This window comes from Allorhizobium sp. DMC15 (assembly GCF_056314065.1).
Genome location: NZ_JBQUZB010000005.1, coordinates 178,106 through 195,991 on the forward strand (window position 1 = coordinate 178,106; position 17,886 = coordinate 195,991).

Annotated in this window: 17 protein-coding genes; 7 read left to right on the top strand and 10 right to left on the bottom strand. The window is 61.2% G+C overall.

Annotated features, from left to right (window positions below):
- Positions 1 to 91: 91 nt before the first annotated feature.
- Positions 92 to 1,108, bottom strand: coding sequence for a LacI family DNA-binding transcriptional regulator (locus tag ACT53S_RS20920; RefSeq protein WP_113376857.1), 1,017 nt, complete (start codon positions 1,106 to 1,108; stop codon positions 92 to 94).
- A 134-nt stretch (positions 1,109 to 1,242) separates the two neighbouring features.
- On the opposite strand from ACT53S_RS20920, the gene ACT53S_RS20925 reads away from it, so the two are divergent.
- The 6 genes from ACT53S_RS20925 to ACT53S_RS20950 all read left to right on the top strand — a co-directional run bounded on the left by ACT53S_RS20925 (position 1,243) and on the right by ACT53S_RS20950 (position 7,428).
- Positions 1,243 to 2,286, top strand: coding sequence for a Gfo/Idh/MocA family protein (locus ACT53S_RS20925; protein WP_476068415.1), 1,044 nt, complete (start codon positions 1,243 to 1,245; stop codon positions 2,284 to 2,286).
- Positions 2,287 to 2,290: 4 nt separating this feature from the next.
- A complete protein-coding gene (locus ACT53S_RS20930; protein ID WP_142073438.1) occupies positions 2,291 to 3,193 on the top strand; it encodes a sugar phosphate isomerase/epimerase family protein in 903 nt (300 codons plus the stop codon).
- 61 nt (positions 3,194 to 3,254) lie between these two features.
- A complete protein-coding gene (locus ACT53S_RS20935; protein ID WP_476068416.1) occupies positions 3,255 to 4,490 on the top strand; it encodes an ABC transporter substrate-binding protein in 1,236 nt (411 codons plus the stop codon).
- Positions 4,491 to 4,622: 132 nt separating this feature from the next.
- Entirely contained in the window at positions 4,623 to 5,525 is a 903-nt protein-coding gene (locus ACT53S_RS20940; RefSeq protein WP_113376854.1) for a carbohydrate ABC transporter permease, read from the top strand.
- On the top strand, positions 5,522 to 6,349 hold the full coding sequence (locus ACT53S_RS20945) for a carbohydrate ABC transporter permease (RefSeq protein WP_476068417.1): 828 nt from the start codon (positions 5,522 to 5,524) through the stop codon (positions 6,347 to 6,349). Before ACT53S_RS20940 ends, ACT53S_RS20945 begins: the two co-directional genes overlap by 4 nt.
- Complete coding sequence (locus tag ACT53S_RS20950; RefSeq protein WP_476068418.1) at positions 6,346 to 7,428, top strand: ABC transporter ATP-binding protein; 1,083 nt, start codon at positions 6,346 to 6,348, stop codon at positions 7,426 to 7,428. The genes ACT53S_RS20945 and ACT53S_RS20950 overlap by 4 nt, the downstream gene beginning before the upstream one ends.
- A 63-nt stretch (positions 7,429 to 7,491) precedes the next feature.
- On the opposite strand, the gene ACT53S_RS20955 is transcribed toward ACT53S_RS20950, so the two are convergent.
- The 3 genes from ACT53S_RS20955 to ACT53S_RS20965 form a co-directional block, all read right to left on the bottom strand.
- On the bottom strand, positions 7,492 to 8,418 hold the full coding sequence (locus ACT53S_RS20955; RefSeq protein WP_476068419.1) for a cobalamin B12-binding domain-containing protein: 927 nt from the start codon (positions 8,416 to 8,418) through the stop codon (positions 7,492 to 7,494).
- Between the two features lie 122 nt (positions 8,419 to 8,540).
- On the bottom strand, positions 8,541 to 10,430 hold the full coding sequence (locus tag ACT53S_RS20960; RefSeq protein WP_476068420.1) for a 1-deoxy-D-xylulose-5-phosphate synthase: 1,890 nt from the start codon (positions 10,428 to 10,430) through the stop codon (positions 8,541 to 8,543).
- A 202-nt stretch (positions 10,431 to 10,632) separates the two neighbouring features.
- Positions 10,633 to 11,022, bottom strand: a complete 390-nt coding sequence (locus ACT53S_RS20965; RefSeq protein ID WP_113376850.1) for a c-type cytochrome — start codon at positions 11,020 to 11,022, stop codon at positions 10,633 to 10,635.
- A gap of 168 nt (positions 11,023 to 11,190) precedes the next feature.
- Between ACT53S_RS20965 and ACT53S_RS20970 the strand changes: the two genes are divergently transcribed.
- Positions 11,191 to 11,640, top strand: a complete 450-nt coding sequence (locus tag ACT53S_RS20970) for a TspO/MBR family protein (protein WP_476068421.1) — start codon at positions 11,191 to 11,193, stop codon at positions 11,638 to 11,640.
- Here ACT53S_RS20970 and ACT53S_RS20975 read toward each other — a convergent pair.
- Genes ACT53S_RS20975 through ACT53S_RS21000 form a run of 6 tightly spaced genes read right to left on the bottom strand, consistent with a single transcriptional unit; the run spans position 11,607 to position 17,832 of the window.
- Positions 11,607 to 11,909 (bottom strand): hypothetical protein, encoded by a 303-nt coding sequence (locus ACT53S_RS20975; RefSeq protein WP_476068422.1) that lies wholly within the window; start codon positions 11,907 to 11,909, stop codon positions 11,607 to 11,609. The two genes, ACT53S_RS20970 and ACT53S_RS20975, sit on opposite strands and share 34 nt — an antisense overlap.
- Positions 11,906 to 13,114: a geranylgeranyl diphosphate reductase gene (locus ACT53S_RS20980; protein WP_476068423.1), complete on the bottom strand. Its 1,209-nt coding sequence runs from the start codon at positions 13,112 to 13,114 to the stop codon at positions 11,906 to 11,908. Before ACT53S_RS20980 ends, ACT53S_RS20975 begins: the two co-directional genes overlap by 4 nt.
- A 35-nt stretch (positions 13,115 to 13,149) precedes the next feature.
- Positions 13,150 to 14,520 (bottom strand): BCD family MFS transporter, encoded by a 1,371-nt coding sequence (locus ACT53S_RS20985; RefSeq protein ID WP_476068424.1) that lies wholly within the window; start codon positions 14,518 to 14,520, stop codon positions 13,150 to 13,152.
- 10 nt (positions 14,521 to 14,530) lie between these two features.
- Positions 14,531 to 15,454 (bottom strand): chlorophyll synthase ChlG, encoded by a 924-nt coding sequence (chlG, locus tag ACT53S_RS20990; protein WP_476068425.1) that lies wholly within the window; start codon positions 15,452 to 15,454, stop codon positions 14,531 to 14,533.
- A 57-nt stretch (positions 15,455 to 15,511) separates the two neighbouring features.
- Positions 15,512 to 16,963: a transcriptional regulator PpsR gene (gene ppsR, locus ACT53S_RS20995; protein ID WP_476068426.1), complete on the bottom strand. Its 1,452-nt coding sequence runs from the start codon at positions 16,961 to 16,963 to the stop codon at positions 15,512 to 15,514.
- Positions 16,960 to 17,832 (bottom strand): cobalamin-binding protein, encoded by an 873-nt coding sequence (locus tag ACT53S_RS21000; RefSeq protein WP_476068427.1) that lies wholly within the window; start codon positions 17,830 to 17,832, stop codon positions 16,960 to 16,962. The genes ppsR and ACT53S_RS21000 overlap by 4 nt, the downstream gene beginning before the upstream one ends.
- Between the last annotated feature and the right edge of the window lie 54 nt (positions 17,833 to 17,886).

A 17,886-nucleotide genomic window follows, 5' to 3' on the forward strand; every position in this document is an offset into this window, starting at 1 on the left:
GCCCCTGTTTCATCCTCAACTATACCTTTTTTGTAAAAAGGTATAGTGCGCCGAGAACCCTTCATGGACTTGCCGGGAGGCCTGCTCCCGCTCAGCCGCTTTCCCCTTCAATCAAGGTCATCGGCCAGAGGCGGCGGCGGGTTGCATCGGGATAGTGCTGCGCGAAATCGGGCATTGTGGCGAGCAGGCTTTCCGCAAGGGCAATGCCTAGGGCCCTGAGATCGGGCCTGAAGCAGGTCATCACCGGATGAAGGAACTGTGCCTGGGGGCTATACTGGCCGATGACCGCGATGTCCCGACCAGGCGTCAAGCCCGCTTCCTGCAGGCCGCGATAGAAGCCCACGACGGTCGCTTCGTTAAGGAGGATGATCGCGGTTGGACGCTCGCGTGATTTCATCACCTGCTGGGCGACCTGATAACCGCCGGGCTCGTTCGGCCCTGATCGGTAGACATGCGCGGGCTGAAGCTCCAGCCCGTGGCGGGCCAACACGAGCCGACAATGGTCCTCGAAGACATGCCCAAGGTTGATATCGCCATGCGGGCGACTAATGGCTATATGCCGATGGCCAGCGGCAACCAGACGGGCCAGGGCATCCTCTGCCATGCCCTCGAAGTCGAGATCGTACCAGGGTTGACCGACATCCGTCTGGCTTCGTCCCAGTGTGATGAAGGGGATTTTTGCCCTGTTCAACAACTCGAAGCGGGGATCCTGAAAACGAGTGGCCGACAGGATGATGCCATCAGCGAAACCCCGCGCGACGATGCGTTTCAGATAATCGTCCGGATCTTCTTCCGATGAGCAGAGGAGCGCGACGAGATCGAGTTTGTGGCGCGCCAAGACAGTCTGCACGCCGTCAAAAACCCGCATGAAGAAGGTGTCGCCCTGGCCGGTGATGTCGTGGCCGGTCTGGATCATGAATCCGATAATGCCCGTCGCGCCCTTGCGGAGCGAACGGCCGGCCTGGTTGGCGACATAGCCGAGTTTTTCTGCCGCCTCGAGCACGCGCCTGCGGGTCTCCTCGTTGACATCGGGCTTGCCATTCAGGGCGCGCGAGACCGTGCCTATGGAGATGTCGAGATGTTCCGCCAGTTGCCGGATGCCCTTCATGATCCCCTCCGAAGACACGTGTCGTAATCGTTTACGAAATCTCTATTGACACATGCGTCGTCTCGTTCATAGTGTCGTAAACGTTTACGGGATGACTGGAGGAGGAGCTCCATGCATCCCTTGGGAGGGTGACAGTGACAACACGGGCCGTTTTGTGCGGGTGCGGAGCTATGGCCAGAGGTTGGCTGCGCGCGCTGCAGTCGACTCCAGAACTGCAGCAGGCCGTTGAGATCGTCGGTCTGGTCGATCTCGACCTGCCGGTGGCCAAGGCGCTGGCGTCTGAATTCGATCTCGGTCCCGTGGTGATTGATGCCGATCTCTCGACCGTTATCACCCGCACCGAAGCCGATATCGTGTTCGACGTCGTGGTGCCGTCAGCCCGTTTCGCGGTTGTTTCGACCGCCTTGCGGCTCGGTTGCCATGTCTTGTCCGAAAAACCGCTCGCCGCCTCCATGAAGGAGGCGAAGGCTCTGCTCGCGCTGGCTGCAGAGACAGGGCGCATCCATGCCGTCGTCCAGAACCGTCGCTTCATCTCCGGCATCCGCCGTCTGCGCCGTGCCGTCGAAGATGGGTTGATCGGCGCGTTGACCGGCATCCATTGCGATTTCTTCATTGGTCCGCATTTCGGCGGGTTTCGCGAAGCGATGGACAATGTTCTCCTGCTCGATATGGCCATCCACACCTTCGATGCGGCCCGTTTCGTGTCAGGCAGGCAGCCTCTCTCCGTCTATTGCGTCGAGACCAACCCGTCCGGCTCCTGGTATGCGGACGGGGCTTCGGCCAATGCGATTTTCAAGCTGTCGGGTGATGCCGTCTTCACCTACAGAGGCTCCTGGTGCGCGGAGGGCCGCCGCACGAGCTGGGAAAGTGTCTGGCGGCTGGTCGGCTCGAAAGGCATGTTGACCTGGGACGGTGAAGACTCCTTCGAGGCCACGGTTGCCGGCAAGGATGAGGGCCTGCTGCGGGGGCATCACGTTCTGTCCATTCCGGCAGCACCTGACGAAGACCAGACGCATGGCCATCGCAGCGTTCTGGTCGATTTCCTCGATGCCGTGAACACGGGCCGGCGGCCGGAAACGGTTAGCGACGACAACATCAAGAGCCTGTCCATGGTGTTCGGTGCGATCGAAAGCGCCCGGACAGGACTTCCCGTCAGCATTTCAGTCGAAGGACATTGAGCCCGTGAGCAATCCCGCAAAATCCATTCGTATTGGTACCATGGTCAGCGCCAGCGGCGGCAAGGCAGCCGAGCGGATTGGCCAGATCGCCGATCTGGGCTTTGAAAGTTTCGAACCCTTTTTCTGGCAGACGACCAATGGCCAGGATCTCGCAGACCTCGGCAAGCGCTGCGTCGAGTCGATCGGGGATCGCGATATCAGTATCTCGACATTGGGCATGTTCGGCAATCCACTCGAAGAGACGGATATGGACCTTCAGACCCTGCAGGGATGGAAGGACTGCATCGACAACGCCCACCATTTCGGAGCGACCTGCGTTGCCGGCTTCACCGGCCGCATTCGCAACAAACCGCTGACCGACAGCCTGCCGCGCTACCGCGAGATCTGGAGCGAACTGGCCAAACGAGCCGCCGACAAGGGTGTCAAGATCGCCTTCGAAAACTGCGCCATGGACGGCAACTGGCAGACCGGCGACTGGAATATCGCCCACAATCCGGATGCCTGGGAGCTGATCTTCAACGAGACGCCGGACGAGCATATCGGGCTCGAATGGGAACCCTGCCACCAGATGGTCTATCTGATCGATCCGATCCCGCAGATCCGCAAATGGGCGCACAAGTTCTTCCACGTGCATGGCAAGGACGCGACGATCCGCTGGGACGTGATCCGCGAACACGGCGTTTTCGGCAAGCACCCCTTTGTCTTCATGCGCACGCCGGGCTTCGGCGACACCAACTGGACGGATGTCATTTCCGAGCTGCGGCTCGCGGGCTGGTCCGGATCGATCGACATCGAAGGGTGGCATGACCCGGTCTACCGCAATGCGCTGGAGATGACCGGACAGGTCCACGCCCTGAACTATCTGAAGAATTGCCGCGGTGGAGACTTCGTCATCGACCCGCAATGAAGACTGCCGGCAGGCTTGGAGGAAGCCGGTCGGAATGATGGTCCAACACAAGGAGGAGAGCATGTCTATTCGGAAGAGCCTAATGGCGGGCGCATTGGCGCTTGCCTCCGTATCCGGGCTTGCCCTGGCAGCCCATGCGCAGGAAGAAGTCACCATCACGATCTGGAGCCTGGACAAGCCGGAACAGCCGGCCTTCAACCTGGCCAAGGAGTTCGACGAGAAAGAGCCCGGCATCAAGGTGGAGTACCGCCTGATCCAGTTCGATGACGTGGTCAGCGAAGCCATGCGCGCCTATTCCACCGGTCAGGCGCCCGACATCATCGCGATCGACAATCCCGACCACGCACTTTTTGCCTCGCGCGGTGCCTTCCTCGAACTGACGGACCGGATCGCCAAATCCGAGGTCATCAAGCCCGAGAACTACTTCGCCGGCCCGCTGAATTCCGTCACCTGGGACGGCAAGCTTTTCGGCGTACCGAAGGCGACCAACACGATTGCGCTCTACTACAATGCTGACATGTTCAAGGAGAAGGGGCTCGATCCAGACAAGCCGCCGCAGACCTGGGCCGAGCTCATCGACGCGGCCCGCAAGCTGACCGATCCCTCGAAGAACGTCTACGGTCTCGCGTTCTCAGCGAAAGCGAGCGAGGAGGGGACCTTCCAGTTCCTGCCCTGGGCGCAGATGGGCGGCGGCAGTTATGAGAAGATCAATGCCGACGGTGCGGTCAAGGCGCTGGAAGCGTGGAAAACCATCATGGACGAAAAGCTGGCTTCGCCAGACAGCCTGACACGCGGCCAGTGGGATTCCACCGGCACCTTCAACTCGGGCAATGCCGCCATGGCGATCTCCGGTCCGTGGGAACTGAACCGCATGTCGGACGAAGCCAAGTTCGATTGGCGCGTTGCGCTTCTGCCCGTGCCGGAAGCCGGCGCCGAACGGTCTTCTGCCATGGGCGATTTCAACTGGGCGATCTTCGCCAATTCGAAGCATCCAGACGAAGCCTTCAAGGCGCTCGAATATTTTGCCTCGCAGGATGACAAGATGTTCGAGAAATACGGCCAGTTGCCGGCTCGCTCCGACATCACCTTGCCGGCGACCGGCAACGCGAAGAAGGATTCCGCGCTGAAGGTCTTCCAGGAGCAGCTGCAATACGCGAAGGCACGCGGCCCCCATCCGGAATGGCCGAAGATCTCCAAGGCAATCCAGGACGCGATCCAAGCTGCGCTGACCGGCCAGATGACGCCGAAGGAGGCGCTCGATCAGGCGGCTGAGACGATCAGTGCCGTGACCGGCTAAGTGATCCGCCGGCGGGGTGGGCTTCTATGCCTTCACGTCGTCGGCGCGGTGAACCTCCCGGAGGGCCGTTCTCGTTTCCCCAATCGCGGGGACGGCCCGACCGGAGCTGCAAGTGCCCGTGCGGAGACACAGATGCGTAAGATCCTATCCAGCCTCATTGACGGGCGCGGCTTCGACATCGGCCTCGTCGCCTTTCCGCTCGGCTTTCTTCTTTTAATGTCCGGCCTGCCACTTCTCTACAACGTGCTGATGAGCTTCCAGGAAGTGGACATGTTTTCGCTGGGGACCCTGTTTCGTCCCTTCGTGGGTTTCAAAAACTATGTGACCCTGTTTTCCCAACGCGAGACCTGGCCGATCTTTGCCAATACCGCGATTTTTGTCGTTGCGTCGATCGCTGGGCAATTTGTCATCGGGTTTGGGCTGGCGCTGTTCTTCTGGACGAATTTCCCAGGTGCCTCGTGGTTGCGGGGGTTGTTTCTCGTCTCCTGGGTCATGCCAGGCCTTGTCGTCGGCGCCATCTGGAACTGGATCCTGTCGGGTGATTTTGGTGTCTTCAATTATTTTCTGCGCGAAACAGGCCTGATCGCGTCGAACATCTTCTGGCGCTCCGACCCGCATTATTCGCTCTGGGCGGTTATCATCGCGAATATCTGGCTCGGCACGTCCTTCAACATGATCCTGCTCTCGGTTGGTCTCTCCGGGATCCCGAAGGATCTCTATGAGGCGGCCGAACTCGACGGCGCCAATGTGTGGCAGCGCTTCTTCACGATCACGCTGCCGATGATGCGCTCGACCATTGGAGCGATCGTCTCGCTCGGCCTGATCTTCACTCTGCAGCAGTTCGATCTCTTCGCCGCCATCACCTCGGGTGGGCCGAACAATTCGTCGAATGTGGCGCAATACTGGGCCTGGGACCTGTCCTTCCGGCAATACGACTTTGCACGGGGCGCGACCATCTCCGTGATCATGATCGTCTTTGTCATGCTGGCTTCGGTGGTCTACGTCCGCTCGACCCGACAGGAGATCCGCGGATGAGCGAGACGGCACGCAACCGCCTGATGCTTGCGATCGCGATTGTGCTCGCTGCGATCTATCTGTTCCCGCTCTACTGGATGTACATCACCACGGTGAAGACCGGTTCGGCCATGTTTGCCACCCCGCCGATCTTCTGGCCGAGCGACCCCCAATGGGCCGCCTTTCCCTATGTATGGGAAAGCCGCAACATGGCGCGCTATCTGTGGAATTCACTGATCATCGCATTCGGGGCCGTAACCCTGATCACCGTGCTTGGCACGGGCTGTGCCTATGTGCTCGCCCGCTACCGCAACGGCTGGATCGATGTCGGACTCTTTCTGATCCTGATGCTACAGGTTCTTCCGGCATCCTTGATGATCACGCCGATTTTCGTCGGGTTTACCCAGATCGGCATGCTCGAATATCCGCGCCTCGCGGTGATCATTGCGATCGCTGCCAAAAGCATGCCCTTCTTCGTTGTGCTCGTGCGCGCCACCTTCATGAGCGTTCCGATGGAGCTGGAGGAGGCGGCGCTCGTCGACGGAAACTCGCGCGTCGGCGCCTTCTTCCACATCGTCCTGCCACTCGCGCGCAACGGCATTCTGGTATCTGCCATCCTGATTTTCATGCAGGCCTTCGGCGAGTTCGTCTATTCGAAGTCGATCATCCAGGCCGCAGAGTTTCAACCCGCGAGTGTCGGGCTGAATTCCTTCATGGGACCAAATACCAATGAGTGGAACAACATCATGGCCTTCGCCACGATCTATGTGACGCCCATCCTCGCCGTCTTTGTCCTCCTGCAACGCCGGATCGTCTCCGGTCTGACCTCCGGAGCCCTCAAATGAGCCACCAGATCGAACTCTCGGGCGTCAACAAATACTACGGCGCCTATCACGCGCTGCGCGATATTGATCTCAAGATCAGGAAGGGGTCGTTCGTGGCCCTGGTCGGCCCATCCGGCTGCGGCAAGTCCACTCTTTTGCGCTCGCTGGCGGGATTGGAGAGCATTTCCACAGGCGATCTGGTGATCGCGGGGGAGCGGATGAACAATGTGCCGCCGCGCAAGCGCGACCTGGCGATGGTCTTCCAGTCCTATGCGCTTTACCCTCATATGACCGTTGAGCAGAACCTCACCTATTCCCTTCGTATCCGCGGCGTCAAAAAGGCCGATGCGAAGCGGGCTGCAGAGGAGGTCGCGGCAACGACGGGACTGTCGAACCTCCTTCACCGCTATCCGCGCGAGTTGTCGGGCGGTCAACGCCAGCGGGTGGCCATGAGCCGGGCCATCATCCGCAATCCCAAGGCTTTTCTCTTTGACGAGCCGCTGTCCAACCTTGATGCCGCCCTGCGGGTCCATATGCGCAAGGAGATCCGCAGTCTGCACGACCGACTGGGAGCGACCTCTGTCTATGTCACGCATGACCAGATCGAGGCCATGACTATGGCCGATCACGTCGTGGTCATGCGTCATGGCGTCATCGAGCAGCAGGGTGCACCGCTGGATCTCTATGATCGTCCCGTCAATAAATTCGTGGCGGGCTTCATCGGCTCGCCGGCGATGAACTTCATACCCGCAACGCCGGGCCCGAACGGACGCTCCCTGACGCTTGATCTCGGCATGCCGCAGATCGTTGCGCTCGATCGGGCCGTTCCCCAGGTCGGCAAGCTGACGGTCGGTCTGCGCCCCGAACACCTGCGCATCGTCGCCGATCAAGAGGCGATGGTGCGACTGCCGGTCGGGGTGGTCGAAAGTACTGGGTCAACCACCTACATCACCTCTGCCACGGTGCCAGAAATCAGTGTGGTGGTCGGTGAACGCCAGGCTCTGAGCCACGGGCAGATGATCGGCCTTTCCTTCGACCCGCGTCATCTCCATCTGTTCGATCAGGAGAGCGAACGGCGGATCGAGACGACGGACGCTTAAACCGGCGTCTCCGTATTTTCGCGGCTGTTGCATGCGACGGCGAAGGCGGGCCCAAACTCCGGTTCAGGCCCCGATCCGATCAGCGAGATGCATCACTTCGAGTGCAGATTTGGCCACCATGTCCGCGCCGATGGCGTGGAAGGCAAATGGATTCTTCATCACCGCTGGCCCGCCCAGCGCGATCTTCATGGCGCTGAGAGCGCGATTGGACTGGATGCGACGGACAGCCTCGGCACATTGGTCGACTTCGTCGATCCGGCCGACGGAGATCCCCAGCAAGGCGTAGGACGAGTTGGAAAGCCGCATATAGAGGCTGTCGTCGAGTTCGAGATCGGCGCCCCCGTCTACATCCCATCCCATGTCCCGGAAACAGGAGGCGACGATCGATACACCGATTGTATGCATGGCGCCCTGTGTGCGCGCCAGAAGAACGCGCCGCGACCTCTGCCGGTCGCGAATGGTCTGACTGCGATTCTGGGAGAGGTGATTGACGATCATGCCAAGCCGGGTGGATGCCACAGCGACCTGGATGAAGTCGGTTTCGTCATGACACCACAGGCGGCCCAAATGGGCCGCGACGGGCGAAAAAAGGTGGATTGCCAGCGTATGCATCGGAATGTCGCTGCGCTGAAGCTCCTCAATGATTTCGCGATGGCCGCGTGGATCTGCCTGGATCAGCGCTGCCGACAGCGCGCCGCGATAGGTGATCGCCTTGTCGGTTCCCGGGAGTTGGCGCGCCTTGGGGTCGAGTTCCGGGTGCAGGTGAAAATCGACGTCCGAAGGCACCCCTTCGTCGGGCAGGTCCGTCACGAATTCCTTGTGAGCGGCCCCGACGAGTTTGGGAACCGCACCTCTGATGGCATTTTCCAGAATGCGTTGCTCAAGGCTCGAAAGCCTCGGATCGCCTGTGTTGTGACCTGGCTTGCCGTCGTTTTTGTGGGGAGGATCGCCGGTCCCTTTCGGCGGCCCCCCGAATTTGTCACCCGCCATGTTACCCTCCCGGTCATCGGCTTGGGCGGATCCGCTCATCCCGCCGAGATACTATCTCATTCCTTCGCCGTCGCCAAACTCATCGTAGTCGTATACGTCCGCCAGCGTCTTGTGGTTTAGTTTCACCGGTCCTCCGCGCGATGCAGACGAGCGGGCAACTCCTGCTGGCCGGCCCGTGCAGCGCGCCGGACGTCGGCGGGGGCACGCACGGGATGAACGCCCGCGCGCGCCGTAGCGGCGATGTGGCGAGCCGTGAGTTTCGCCTCCTCATACATGTCCTCAGGGCTGGCCTGGGCGATGAATGTGTCCGGCAAGGTCAGCGTGCGGATCGCGCAACGACCGTCGAGCAGTCCGCGGTTGGCGAGGTGATGCAGGACGAGCGCCCCGAAACCGCCCGTTGATCCCTCTTCCACGGTGACCAGCATGGTGTGACCATCGACAAGATCGGCAAGCAGAGCCGTATCAAGGGGTTTGGCGAAGCGGGCATCGGCAACGGTGACCGAATAACCCTCCAGCGCGAGAAGCCGGCGTGCCTTGAGACATTCCGCCAGACGTGTTCCGAAGGACAGCAGGGCGATCTGGTTACCCTGCTCGATGATCCGGCCTTTCCCGATCGGTAGGACTTTGCCCTTTGCCGGCAAGGCAACGCCTAAGCCTTCGCCACGCGGAAACCGGAAGGCGATGGGCCCATGATCATGGGCGGCCGCAGTCGCTACCATATGGACCAATTCCGCCTCGTCGCTGGCGGCCATGACGGTGAAGCCGGGCAGATTTGCCAGATAAGCAATATCGAAGGCACCCGCATGGGTCGGTCCGTCAGCGCCGACAAGCCCTGCGCGGTCTATCGCGAAACGCACCGGCAGTTGCTGCAGCGCCACATCATGGACGATCTGGTCGAAGGCGCGCTGCAGAAAGGTGGAATAGATGGCACAGAAGGGTTTCAGGCCGCTGGCCGCGAGGCCGGCGGCAAAGGTGACCGCGTGCTGTTCGGCGATGCCGACATCGAAGGCGCGATCGGGATAGGCCGCCGCGAAACGATCGACGCCGGTGCCCGTCGCCATGGCCGCCGTGATGGCGACGACGCGCGGGTCGTCTTTTGCTTCCGTAACCAGCGCGTCCGCAAAGACCTTGGTGTAACTCGGCGCCTTGGCGGCCGTCTTTTGCTGGGTCCCGGTTGCAATGTCGAACGGATTGACGCCGTGATATTTGTCGACCGCCCGCTCCGCTGGCTCATAGCCGGCACCTTTGCGCGTGCGCACATGAAGAAGGATTGGGCCGCTGGGTTCGAACTTGAGTGTGCCGAGAACCGACATGAGGGCTGAGAGGTCGTGCCCGTCGACGGGACCGCGATAGTCGAAGCCGAAGTTCCGGAACAGGTTGCCGAAAACGGCGTCTCCCCCGTTGCGAATATCGGCGAGGTGGCCGCTCAGTGCGCCTGTCGACGCGGAGATCGACATGTCGTTGTCGTTGAGGATCACGATGAGGGGGCGGCCGGACCTCCCCGCATTGTTGAGGGCCTCGAAAGCCATGCCCGCCGACATCGCTCCGTCACCGATGATGCACACGACATGCCCGCCTTCGTCCTTCAGGTCACGGGCGGTCGCGAAGCCGAGACCGGCCGAAATCGAGGTTGAGGAATGGGCCGCGCCGAAGGGGTCGAACGGACTTTCGGCCCGACGGGTGAAGCCGGAGAGGCCATTCTTCTTGCGCAGGCTCGACATCCGATCACGCCGCCCGGTCAGTATCTTGTGTGGGTAACACTGATGACTGACGTCCCAGATGATGGTGTCAACAGGCGCATCGAAGGTGGCGTGCAGTGCAACGGTCAGCTCGATGACGCCGAGGCTGGAACCGAGATGCCCGCCGGTTTGCGAAACGACGCGCAGGGTCTCCTCGCGGAGCTCTTTGGCCAGACGACAAAGCTGTTCCCCATCCATGCGCTTCAGGTCGTCCGGAGATCTCACCTGGTCGAGCAAAGGGGTGGCGACGTCATTCGCACAAGTCAAGCCCACTGCGCTCTCCTCCCACGCATGTGGCCATTTCTTCGCGGCTTGGTGCTTTCGAGATTGCCGATCCGGCAAGAGCGGAAGTGACTGCCTGAGAATGGTCCGACCGGGCTATATTCGGAGAAGATCGGCGATATGTAAACTTTTTTTTACACTTGGCCTGAAAATTCCGCCGGAATTCTCATTCCGGCGGAACTTAAGCGCTGGCTTACTGTGCTGTGCTGAAAGTTTTCACATAGGCGATGACGTTGGCGACGTCCTTCGCATCCTTGAGCCCAGCAAAGGCCATCTTGGTTCCCTTCACGACACCACGGGGGTCAGCGAGATAGGTCGTCAGGAGGGCTTCGTCCCAGACTTTGCCGGCACCGAAATCGGTCATGGCCTTCGAGTATTTGAAGCCTGCCGCCGTGCCCGGTTGCCGGCCGATCACGCCCTGCAGCGATGGCCCGACCTTGTGTTTGTCACTGTCGACGTTGTGACAGACTGCACACTTTTTGAAGACGGTTTCGCCGGCAGCCGCGTCACCCTCCTGCGCGAAGGCGTTGCTGGACAGAAGAAGGGCTGCGGCTGAGCATGCGGCTACAATAATCCTCGACATTGGTATCCTCCCATGGCATCGCGGATGAAAATCATATGTATTGCTGGCATGAATGCGATCATCGGCTTGTATGTGGCGGATGATCGGTCTCGCATCGTGGTGCAGTCTGCGGAACCGCCACGGCGGTCGTCGCTTTTGATAATACGTACATAAACCGGGAGCCGGATCATGGCCGCAGTCGCCTTTATTGTCATCGTGCTTGCCGCGGCCTCGAGCGGCGCGCTTTTCAAGCCCGGTGCATGGTATGAGACCCTGAGCAAACCCAGCTGGACGCCGCCGAAATGGGCCTTTCCCGTCGTGTGGTCCATTCTTTACGTGCTGATCGGTTATGCCGGCTGGCTTGTCTGGACCGCCGGGGGCGGCTGGTCGTTGCCGATGGTTTTCTGGGGCTTGCAGATCGTGGCGAATGCTCTCTGGTCCTTCTTCTTTTTCGGCATCAGACGTATGGACATTGCCTTGATCGATGTCGCGATCCTGTGGTTGGCGATTGCCATTTTCATTCTCACCGCCTGGTCGGTCGCCCCACTCGCATCTCTGCTCTTTCTGCCCTATCTGGCCTGGGTTACGGCCGCTGCCAGCCTCAATCATTCCGTTCGGCGCCTCAATCCGGAGGCCTGAGCGGAAATCCTCGCACGAAGATCCAGCAGAAATGCGATCAGCGAGACGCCGAGGAGACCGGCCAGCAACACGATCGGTCCCTGCCGCATGGCGATGCCGAACGCGGCGAGCAGAGCGGTGCCGGAGACGGCATTGGGAAGAAGCGCACGCAGTGTGGCCGCAGGTGCCGGAGTGCGCGCCGCAGCCATCACCGTTATCGTCCACAGGATGGATATCGCGATCACGCTAATCCATCCGGAGGTGAAGAGGGTCGCGAACCACGCGGTCATCGCTGCCCCGCCGGAATGCCGAAGAGCTGGGCGAGGTCCTTCGCAAAGACACGCAAATGCGCCAGTGGATCACGACGAACCAGCTTTTTGTTCAGATAGGATTCCCAGGTCAGACGCTGCACATCGGGATCGGCACACATCGCGACGAATTTCTCACGCAGCCGATCGTTGCGATACCAGATTGTCTGCATAATGCCGAGAATGAAGAAGACGCGCCCATGCGCCTGCATGAATGTCCTGCGTGCGTCCGCAAGGGGTTTGCCGCTGTTCGAGGCAAGGGAGCGATGCATGGCATCGGCAGCCAGCCGCCCGCAGAGCATGGCGTAGTAGATGCCTTCTCCGGAGGATGGCGCCACCGTGCCGGCGGCGTCGCCCGCCAGAAGAACGTTGCGGCCATTGTCCCATCGCCGCATCGGCTTCAGCGGCAGAGGCGCTCCCTCACGCCTGATGACCCGACAGTCGCCAAGACCCGCCGATTGGCGAAGTCTTGCCGTCGCTTCGCGGATCCCATGTCCTTTCACCGCCGTGCCGCTTCCGATGCTGATGTGCTTTCCGTGTGGAAAGACCCATCCGTAGAAATCCGGTGAAATCCTGCCGTCATAGATGACGTCGCAGCGATCGGCGCGGAAGCCGTCCGGAATGTCATCGACCGGCGTCTCGACGATCTCATGATATGCAAAGACATAGGGCGGCCTTCGGGATGAGGGGAACATAAGACGCCGGACGGCGGAATTGGCGCCGTCCGCACCGATCACCCGTCGGACGACAATGTCTGTCACCGGCTTGTTGTTCGCTTCGGCCCCTGTCGGCTGCAGGGTCAGCGCGAGTTCCCCACTTGAGCCCTCGGTGATCGTCTCGAGTTTTGCGGTCACGAGTTCGGCGCCGGCATCGACCGCACGCTGGCGCAGATAGGGGTCGAAGCCGGCACGATCGACCATGCCGACGTAACCGATGTCCCCGATGGTCATGTCGATCGTTCGCCCCGAGGGGGCGATGATACGGGCGGCATTGGCGCGTGCCACCAACTGGTTTTCCGCGATGCCGAAATCGGCGAGGGCGCGGGAGGGAATGGCACCGCCGCAGGGTTTGATGCGATTGCCGGGGTCAATGAGCGCGACGCCGTAGCCCATCGCGCCCAGTCTCTCGGCGGCCATGGCCCCGCACGGTCCACCGCCGATGACTGCGACATCATAGCTCTTTCGCATGCGCTACTCCCTGCCGGGGTGCCGGCGGTCCGGGTTCATTCTCCGGGTATCAAGGCGGTCTTGTCTGTTGGCTGCGGGAGCGTGGTGCCCGCCCGTCCGATACGGGTGGCGACGAGGGCCGAGATCAAGAAGAGGCTCGCTTCCATCGAAAAGACCCCGGCAAACGCTTCCGGATCGCTGGTCGTCAGCCATCGGCCGAGGTCGAGAACGATGGTGCCAAGGACGCCGCCGAGGCCGAAGGCGATGGCCTGTGCCGCGCCCCAAATGCCCATTCGCATGCCGTAATTCGACGTCCGACCACGCCCGGCGAGGATCATCATCGTGCCGACGGCAGCAACCGCAAAGGCGCCGTTGGTGGCACCGAGCAGAAAGATGTTGATCTGCAGCGGCCAATGGGGTGCGGCCTGGGTCGAGAGGGCAAGGGCGGCAAGGGAAAGCGCGGAGCCGAAGCAGCCGCCGGTAATGAAGTGGCGTGGTAGGTCCGGATGGCGTTTGCCGAACAGCGCGCCGGAAATTCCGACCACGATCATGCCGAGCAACACCCCGCCATGCTGTGTGCCGGAGAGGCCAGTGGTCTCCCCCGGGGTCATCCCGAAAAGGAGCCCTGCATAGGGTTCGAGAATGAGATCCTGCGTCGAGAAGGCCAGCATGGACAGGAAGATGAAGACTGTGAACAGCCGGGCTTCGCGGTCATCAAGCACGTCCTGCAGGCTCTCGCGAAAGGTCGGGGCAACTGCTCGGGGCTGTGTTGCCCAGAGGTCGACTGTTGGACGTGCCTCCATGCCTGCCACACCGATCAGTCCGAGGAGCCAGGCGATCAAACCCGTTCCGGCGGTGATCGCGATCAGGCGTTCGTGCGAATAGGGATCGAGTTGCCGACCGACGACAACAGAGGTGACGATGATGCCCACGATCATCAACATCCAGGTGATGGTGGCGGCCGCCGCACGCCGTTCGACGGCCGTTTTCATGGCGATCAATGCCAGTAGAGAGGTGCCCGCAGCGCCGATGCCGACGCCAATCAGCAAATAGGCGACAATGGCAAAGGCGATGCCGGCAACGAAGGATTGCTCGAAAAGCAAGGTGGTCGCCGAGGCTCCGGTGCCGGCACAGGCAAGGAGGGCGAGGCCGCCCACGATCCAAGCCGTTCGTGACCTGCCGGTATCGGACTTATGACCCCAGACAGGCCGCGAAATCTGCACACCGTAATGGAGACCCACCAGCAGGCCGGGGATTACGGCTGCGAGACCCAGTTCGACGATCATCACCCGGTTGAGCGTCGAGGTGGTCAGGACGACGATCGCGCCGAGCGACGCCTGAACGAGGCCCAGCCGGACGATGTCGAACCAGCCAAGCCCTGACGCTGACGGGCTTCGTTTGGCAGTTGCGATGATGGACTTTCCCACGACACCTCTCCTAACCGTTGACGAAGCCTACAAGCGGGGGCGCGCGCAGAGCGATGGCGGCAGCCATCATCCCGATGACGTAGAGCCCGACGCCCACCGCAGAATACCAGACGGCCCTCCCTTGCGGATCCCGCAGGAAGCGCAGCATGGAAAGCCCTTGCAGAGCGAGGACAACGGCCACGAACGCGGCACCGGCCCATAGTCCCTGCCACGCCAGAAGCAGGGTGACGGCGAGTTGGGCTCCCGCCATGACCAGGCAGGCAATGCGGGCCGCATTGTCCGGCCCATGCAGGACCGGCAGACTGGAGACGCCCATCTCACGGTCCCCCCGGATCGACTTGAAATCGTTGAGGGTCAGGATGCCATGAGCGCCGAGCCCGTAAAGCAACGCAACGAGGACGACGACCGTGGAGGGGGCATGGCCAAGGGCAGCTGTTGCCGCCGTGATCCACGGCAAAGTCTCATAGCTGACACCCACGACGCCATTGCCGACCCAGCCGTTCTGCTTGAAACGGAAAGGCGGCGCACTGTAGGCCCAGGCCAGCGCCAGGCCGACAAACGCGGCAATGAATACGAGCGGGCCGAGCATCGCCGCGACCGCCATCGAGAGCGCCGACATTGCGATTGCGACGATCAGGCCCCACTGTCCCGGCATTCGGCCTGAAGGAATGACACGATCGGGTTCATTGATCGCATCGATATGGCGATCGAACCAGTCGTTGACGGCCTGACTGGTGCCGCAGAGCAGGGGGCCGGCAAGAAGGATGCCGATCGCGATCGGGAGCCATCGGTCGCCGATATCTGCGCCGGAGGCCACAGCACCACAGGCATAGGCCCACATCGGTGGAAACCATGTGATCGGCTTCAACAACTGCACTACCGCCCCAGGGGACGGGTAGGAGGCTGCCGGTACATGGGATGGGATCTGGGCCATGAGGTGAGGCTAAGCCCCACCCATGAATGTGTCAACTTAAATTGACAGTTGCCGTGTTCAGCTCGCCGGTTCGCTGCCGGGTCTGTAGTCCTCAAGACCGTGCCGTCGAAGCTTGATGTATAGGCTCTGACGCGACAGGCCAAGGATCTCTGCCGCATAGGCCCGGTTGTTGTTGGTCTGGTCGAGAGCGGCTTCGATGCAGATCTTTTCGATTACATCCAGCGACTCGCGGATCAAATCTTTCAGGGGCACCTTGCCGACGAGCGCAGAAAAGCCCTCTGCCTGATCCGATACGCCTGGAGAGGGAATGGTCAGCCGCTCGCCGCTTGCAGCCTGTGGTACGACGACCAGCTGCACGGTGCTGTTTGCCGCATTCAGCCGGGCGGAAACACTGACCGCGCTTTCCGCCGAGAGATTATCCGTCAGGGTCGAGCTGAAGCCTCGGACGCAGGGTTCATCCAGAAGGCGTGCATAGAGGACACGAATGTCGATCGACGCACCGCTGAACCAGGACGCGACATTGCGCCCGAGAACCTGCGTCATCGAAGGAGCATGGATGAGGTCGAGAAACAGGGTATTGGCTGCGAGAACGACCCCGTCGGTATCAGTCTGCACGACCGCTTCCGGCAGATCTGCAAGGCCCACGGCGGCAAGGCCTGCGGGTTTTTCCGCACGCTGGCGCTTGCTTTCGACATCGTGTTCGGCGGGCCAGAGTGCGAGAAGAACATTGGTGATGCCGTTTTCGCGATAGGAGCGAAGCGTCATCGAGATCGACTGGCCCTTCGCGATGACGATGCTGTCGATATGGACAGGGTTAGGGCTGTGGCGGGCTTCGCTGATTGCGTCGCCGAGCCGATCCCGGTCAGGCTTGCCAAAGAGGTCGCGGATCGATTTTCCCGACAGCGGTGCGGCGCTGGTGGACAGCAGCGAAGCCGCCGCGGGATTTGCATCGAGGATCGTCCGGCGTTCGCCATCCAGCATGACATAGGCAACCGTTGCGACCTTGAAGGCCGTGCGATACCGGGTCTCGGCTTCCTTCAATTCGCGGTAGTCTGCTTCCAGCTCCAGCTGCGTCTGCACAAGACGCTGCTGGTCGTTCATCTGCTGGCGTAGCTCCCGCCCCACGACGATCGTGTAGGCAAAGTCCTTGGCGCTATAGGCGGAATAGACGACGGGAAGATCCGGCTTGCCGGCGCATTTGTGGTTGACCTGATAGCCGCGCACAGGATGATGGCCAGCGCCGGCCGACAACATCGAGTCAATCTTCTGCACGGATTCGATTGTGACGCAGTCCTGCAGTCGCTTTCCAACGATCTTCGCCAAACCATAGTCTGCCAGATCATGCCCGGCGAGATAGACCTGGGAGATGATTGCGTTATGATCAATCAGCATCACGACATCGGCGCCGAGGCTGACGAGCGAACCGATGGAATCCAGGTCGAGGGTCTTCAGCAGGCTGTCCGCGACTGCGAAGCCATCCGTACCGCTATGACCGTTCAGTGGCTTCATGGAGTGAGCCAATCGATTCCGCTGGGTGTAACCACTGCCGTTCGGCCTGCGGCGCGCGCCTGCTGGCTGATTCTTTCCAATTCATAGTAACTGTCGCAGATCTTGACGGCGGAGTAAACGCTGTCACAGATGCAGTCAATCCCCAATCCTACAAGAAAATCAACGGAATCCAGCGCTGCGGCGCCGCCAACGAGGAGGGGCAGGCGAGCCTCGCCCCGCAGCTTGCGCAGATCCTGAACGAGGGTCTTGAACTCGCCGGCAAGCCGGATGTTGCTCCAGCCGATGCAGGCGACGTCTGCCCCTTCAAGGGCGCGTCCGAGTGCCGGCGTTTTCGTGGAGGCCGGATCCAGCACCTGGCTTGCCCAGCCGAGGCTTTCGAACAGCAGCCCGATCAGGTGCGGCATCAGTGTGTGCTGCTCGCCGAGCGGCGTCAGGACCAGGGCTGCAGGTGCTTCGCTGCTCCGTTCGGCATCGCGCAGCTCAAGCGAAAGGGATGTCGCAAGTTCCTGGAGGCGCGCCGATCCGATCGTGACGTCGATGAAGTCGCATTCGTCCGACACCCATTCCCGGCCCAGCTGGCGCGCCACCGTCTCCAAAAACAGCACCTTCACATAGTGCGGCCGTCCGGGCGGCAATTCGTGTTCCAGGAAGGCGCGAAGAGAGGCAAGACGCGTGCGGGGATTGAGAATGAGAAAACGGAACTCTGCGAGCGCCTTCTCGTAGAGGCGATCGTGCTCCAGACCCCGGTCGTAACGCGCCGACAGCTTCTCGGCCGTCATTGAAGCCACCGTCCCCTCGATCAGGCGCCGGAGTTTTTCTCCGTCGCTCTGGGTTAGGTATGCTCTCTTGCCTTCTGCGGCAAGTCTCATGAAGGGCTTCAGGCCCTCGCAGCGCGAAGGTTTTGCGCCTTTTGGCCTGTCATC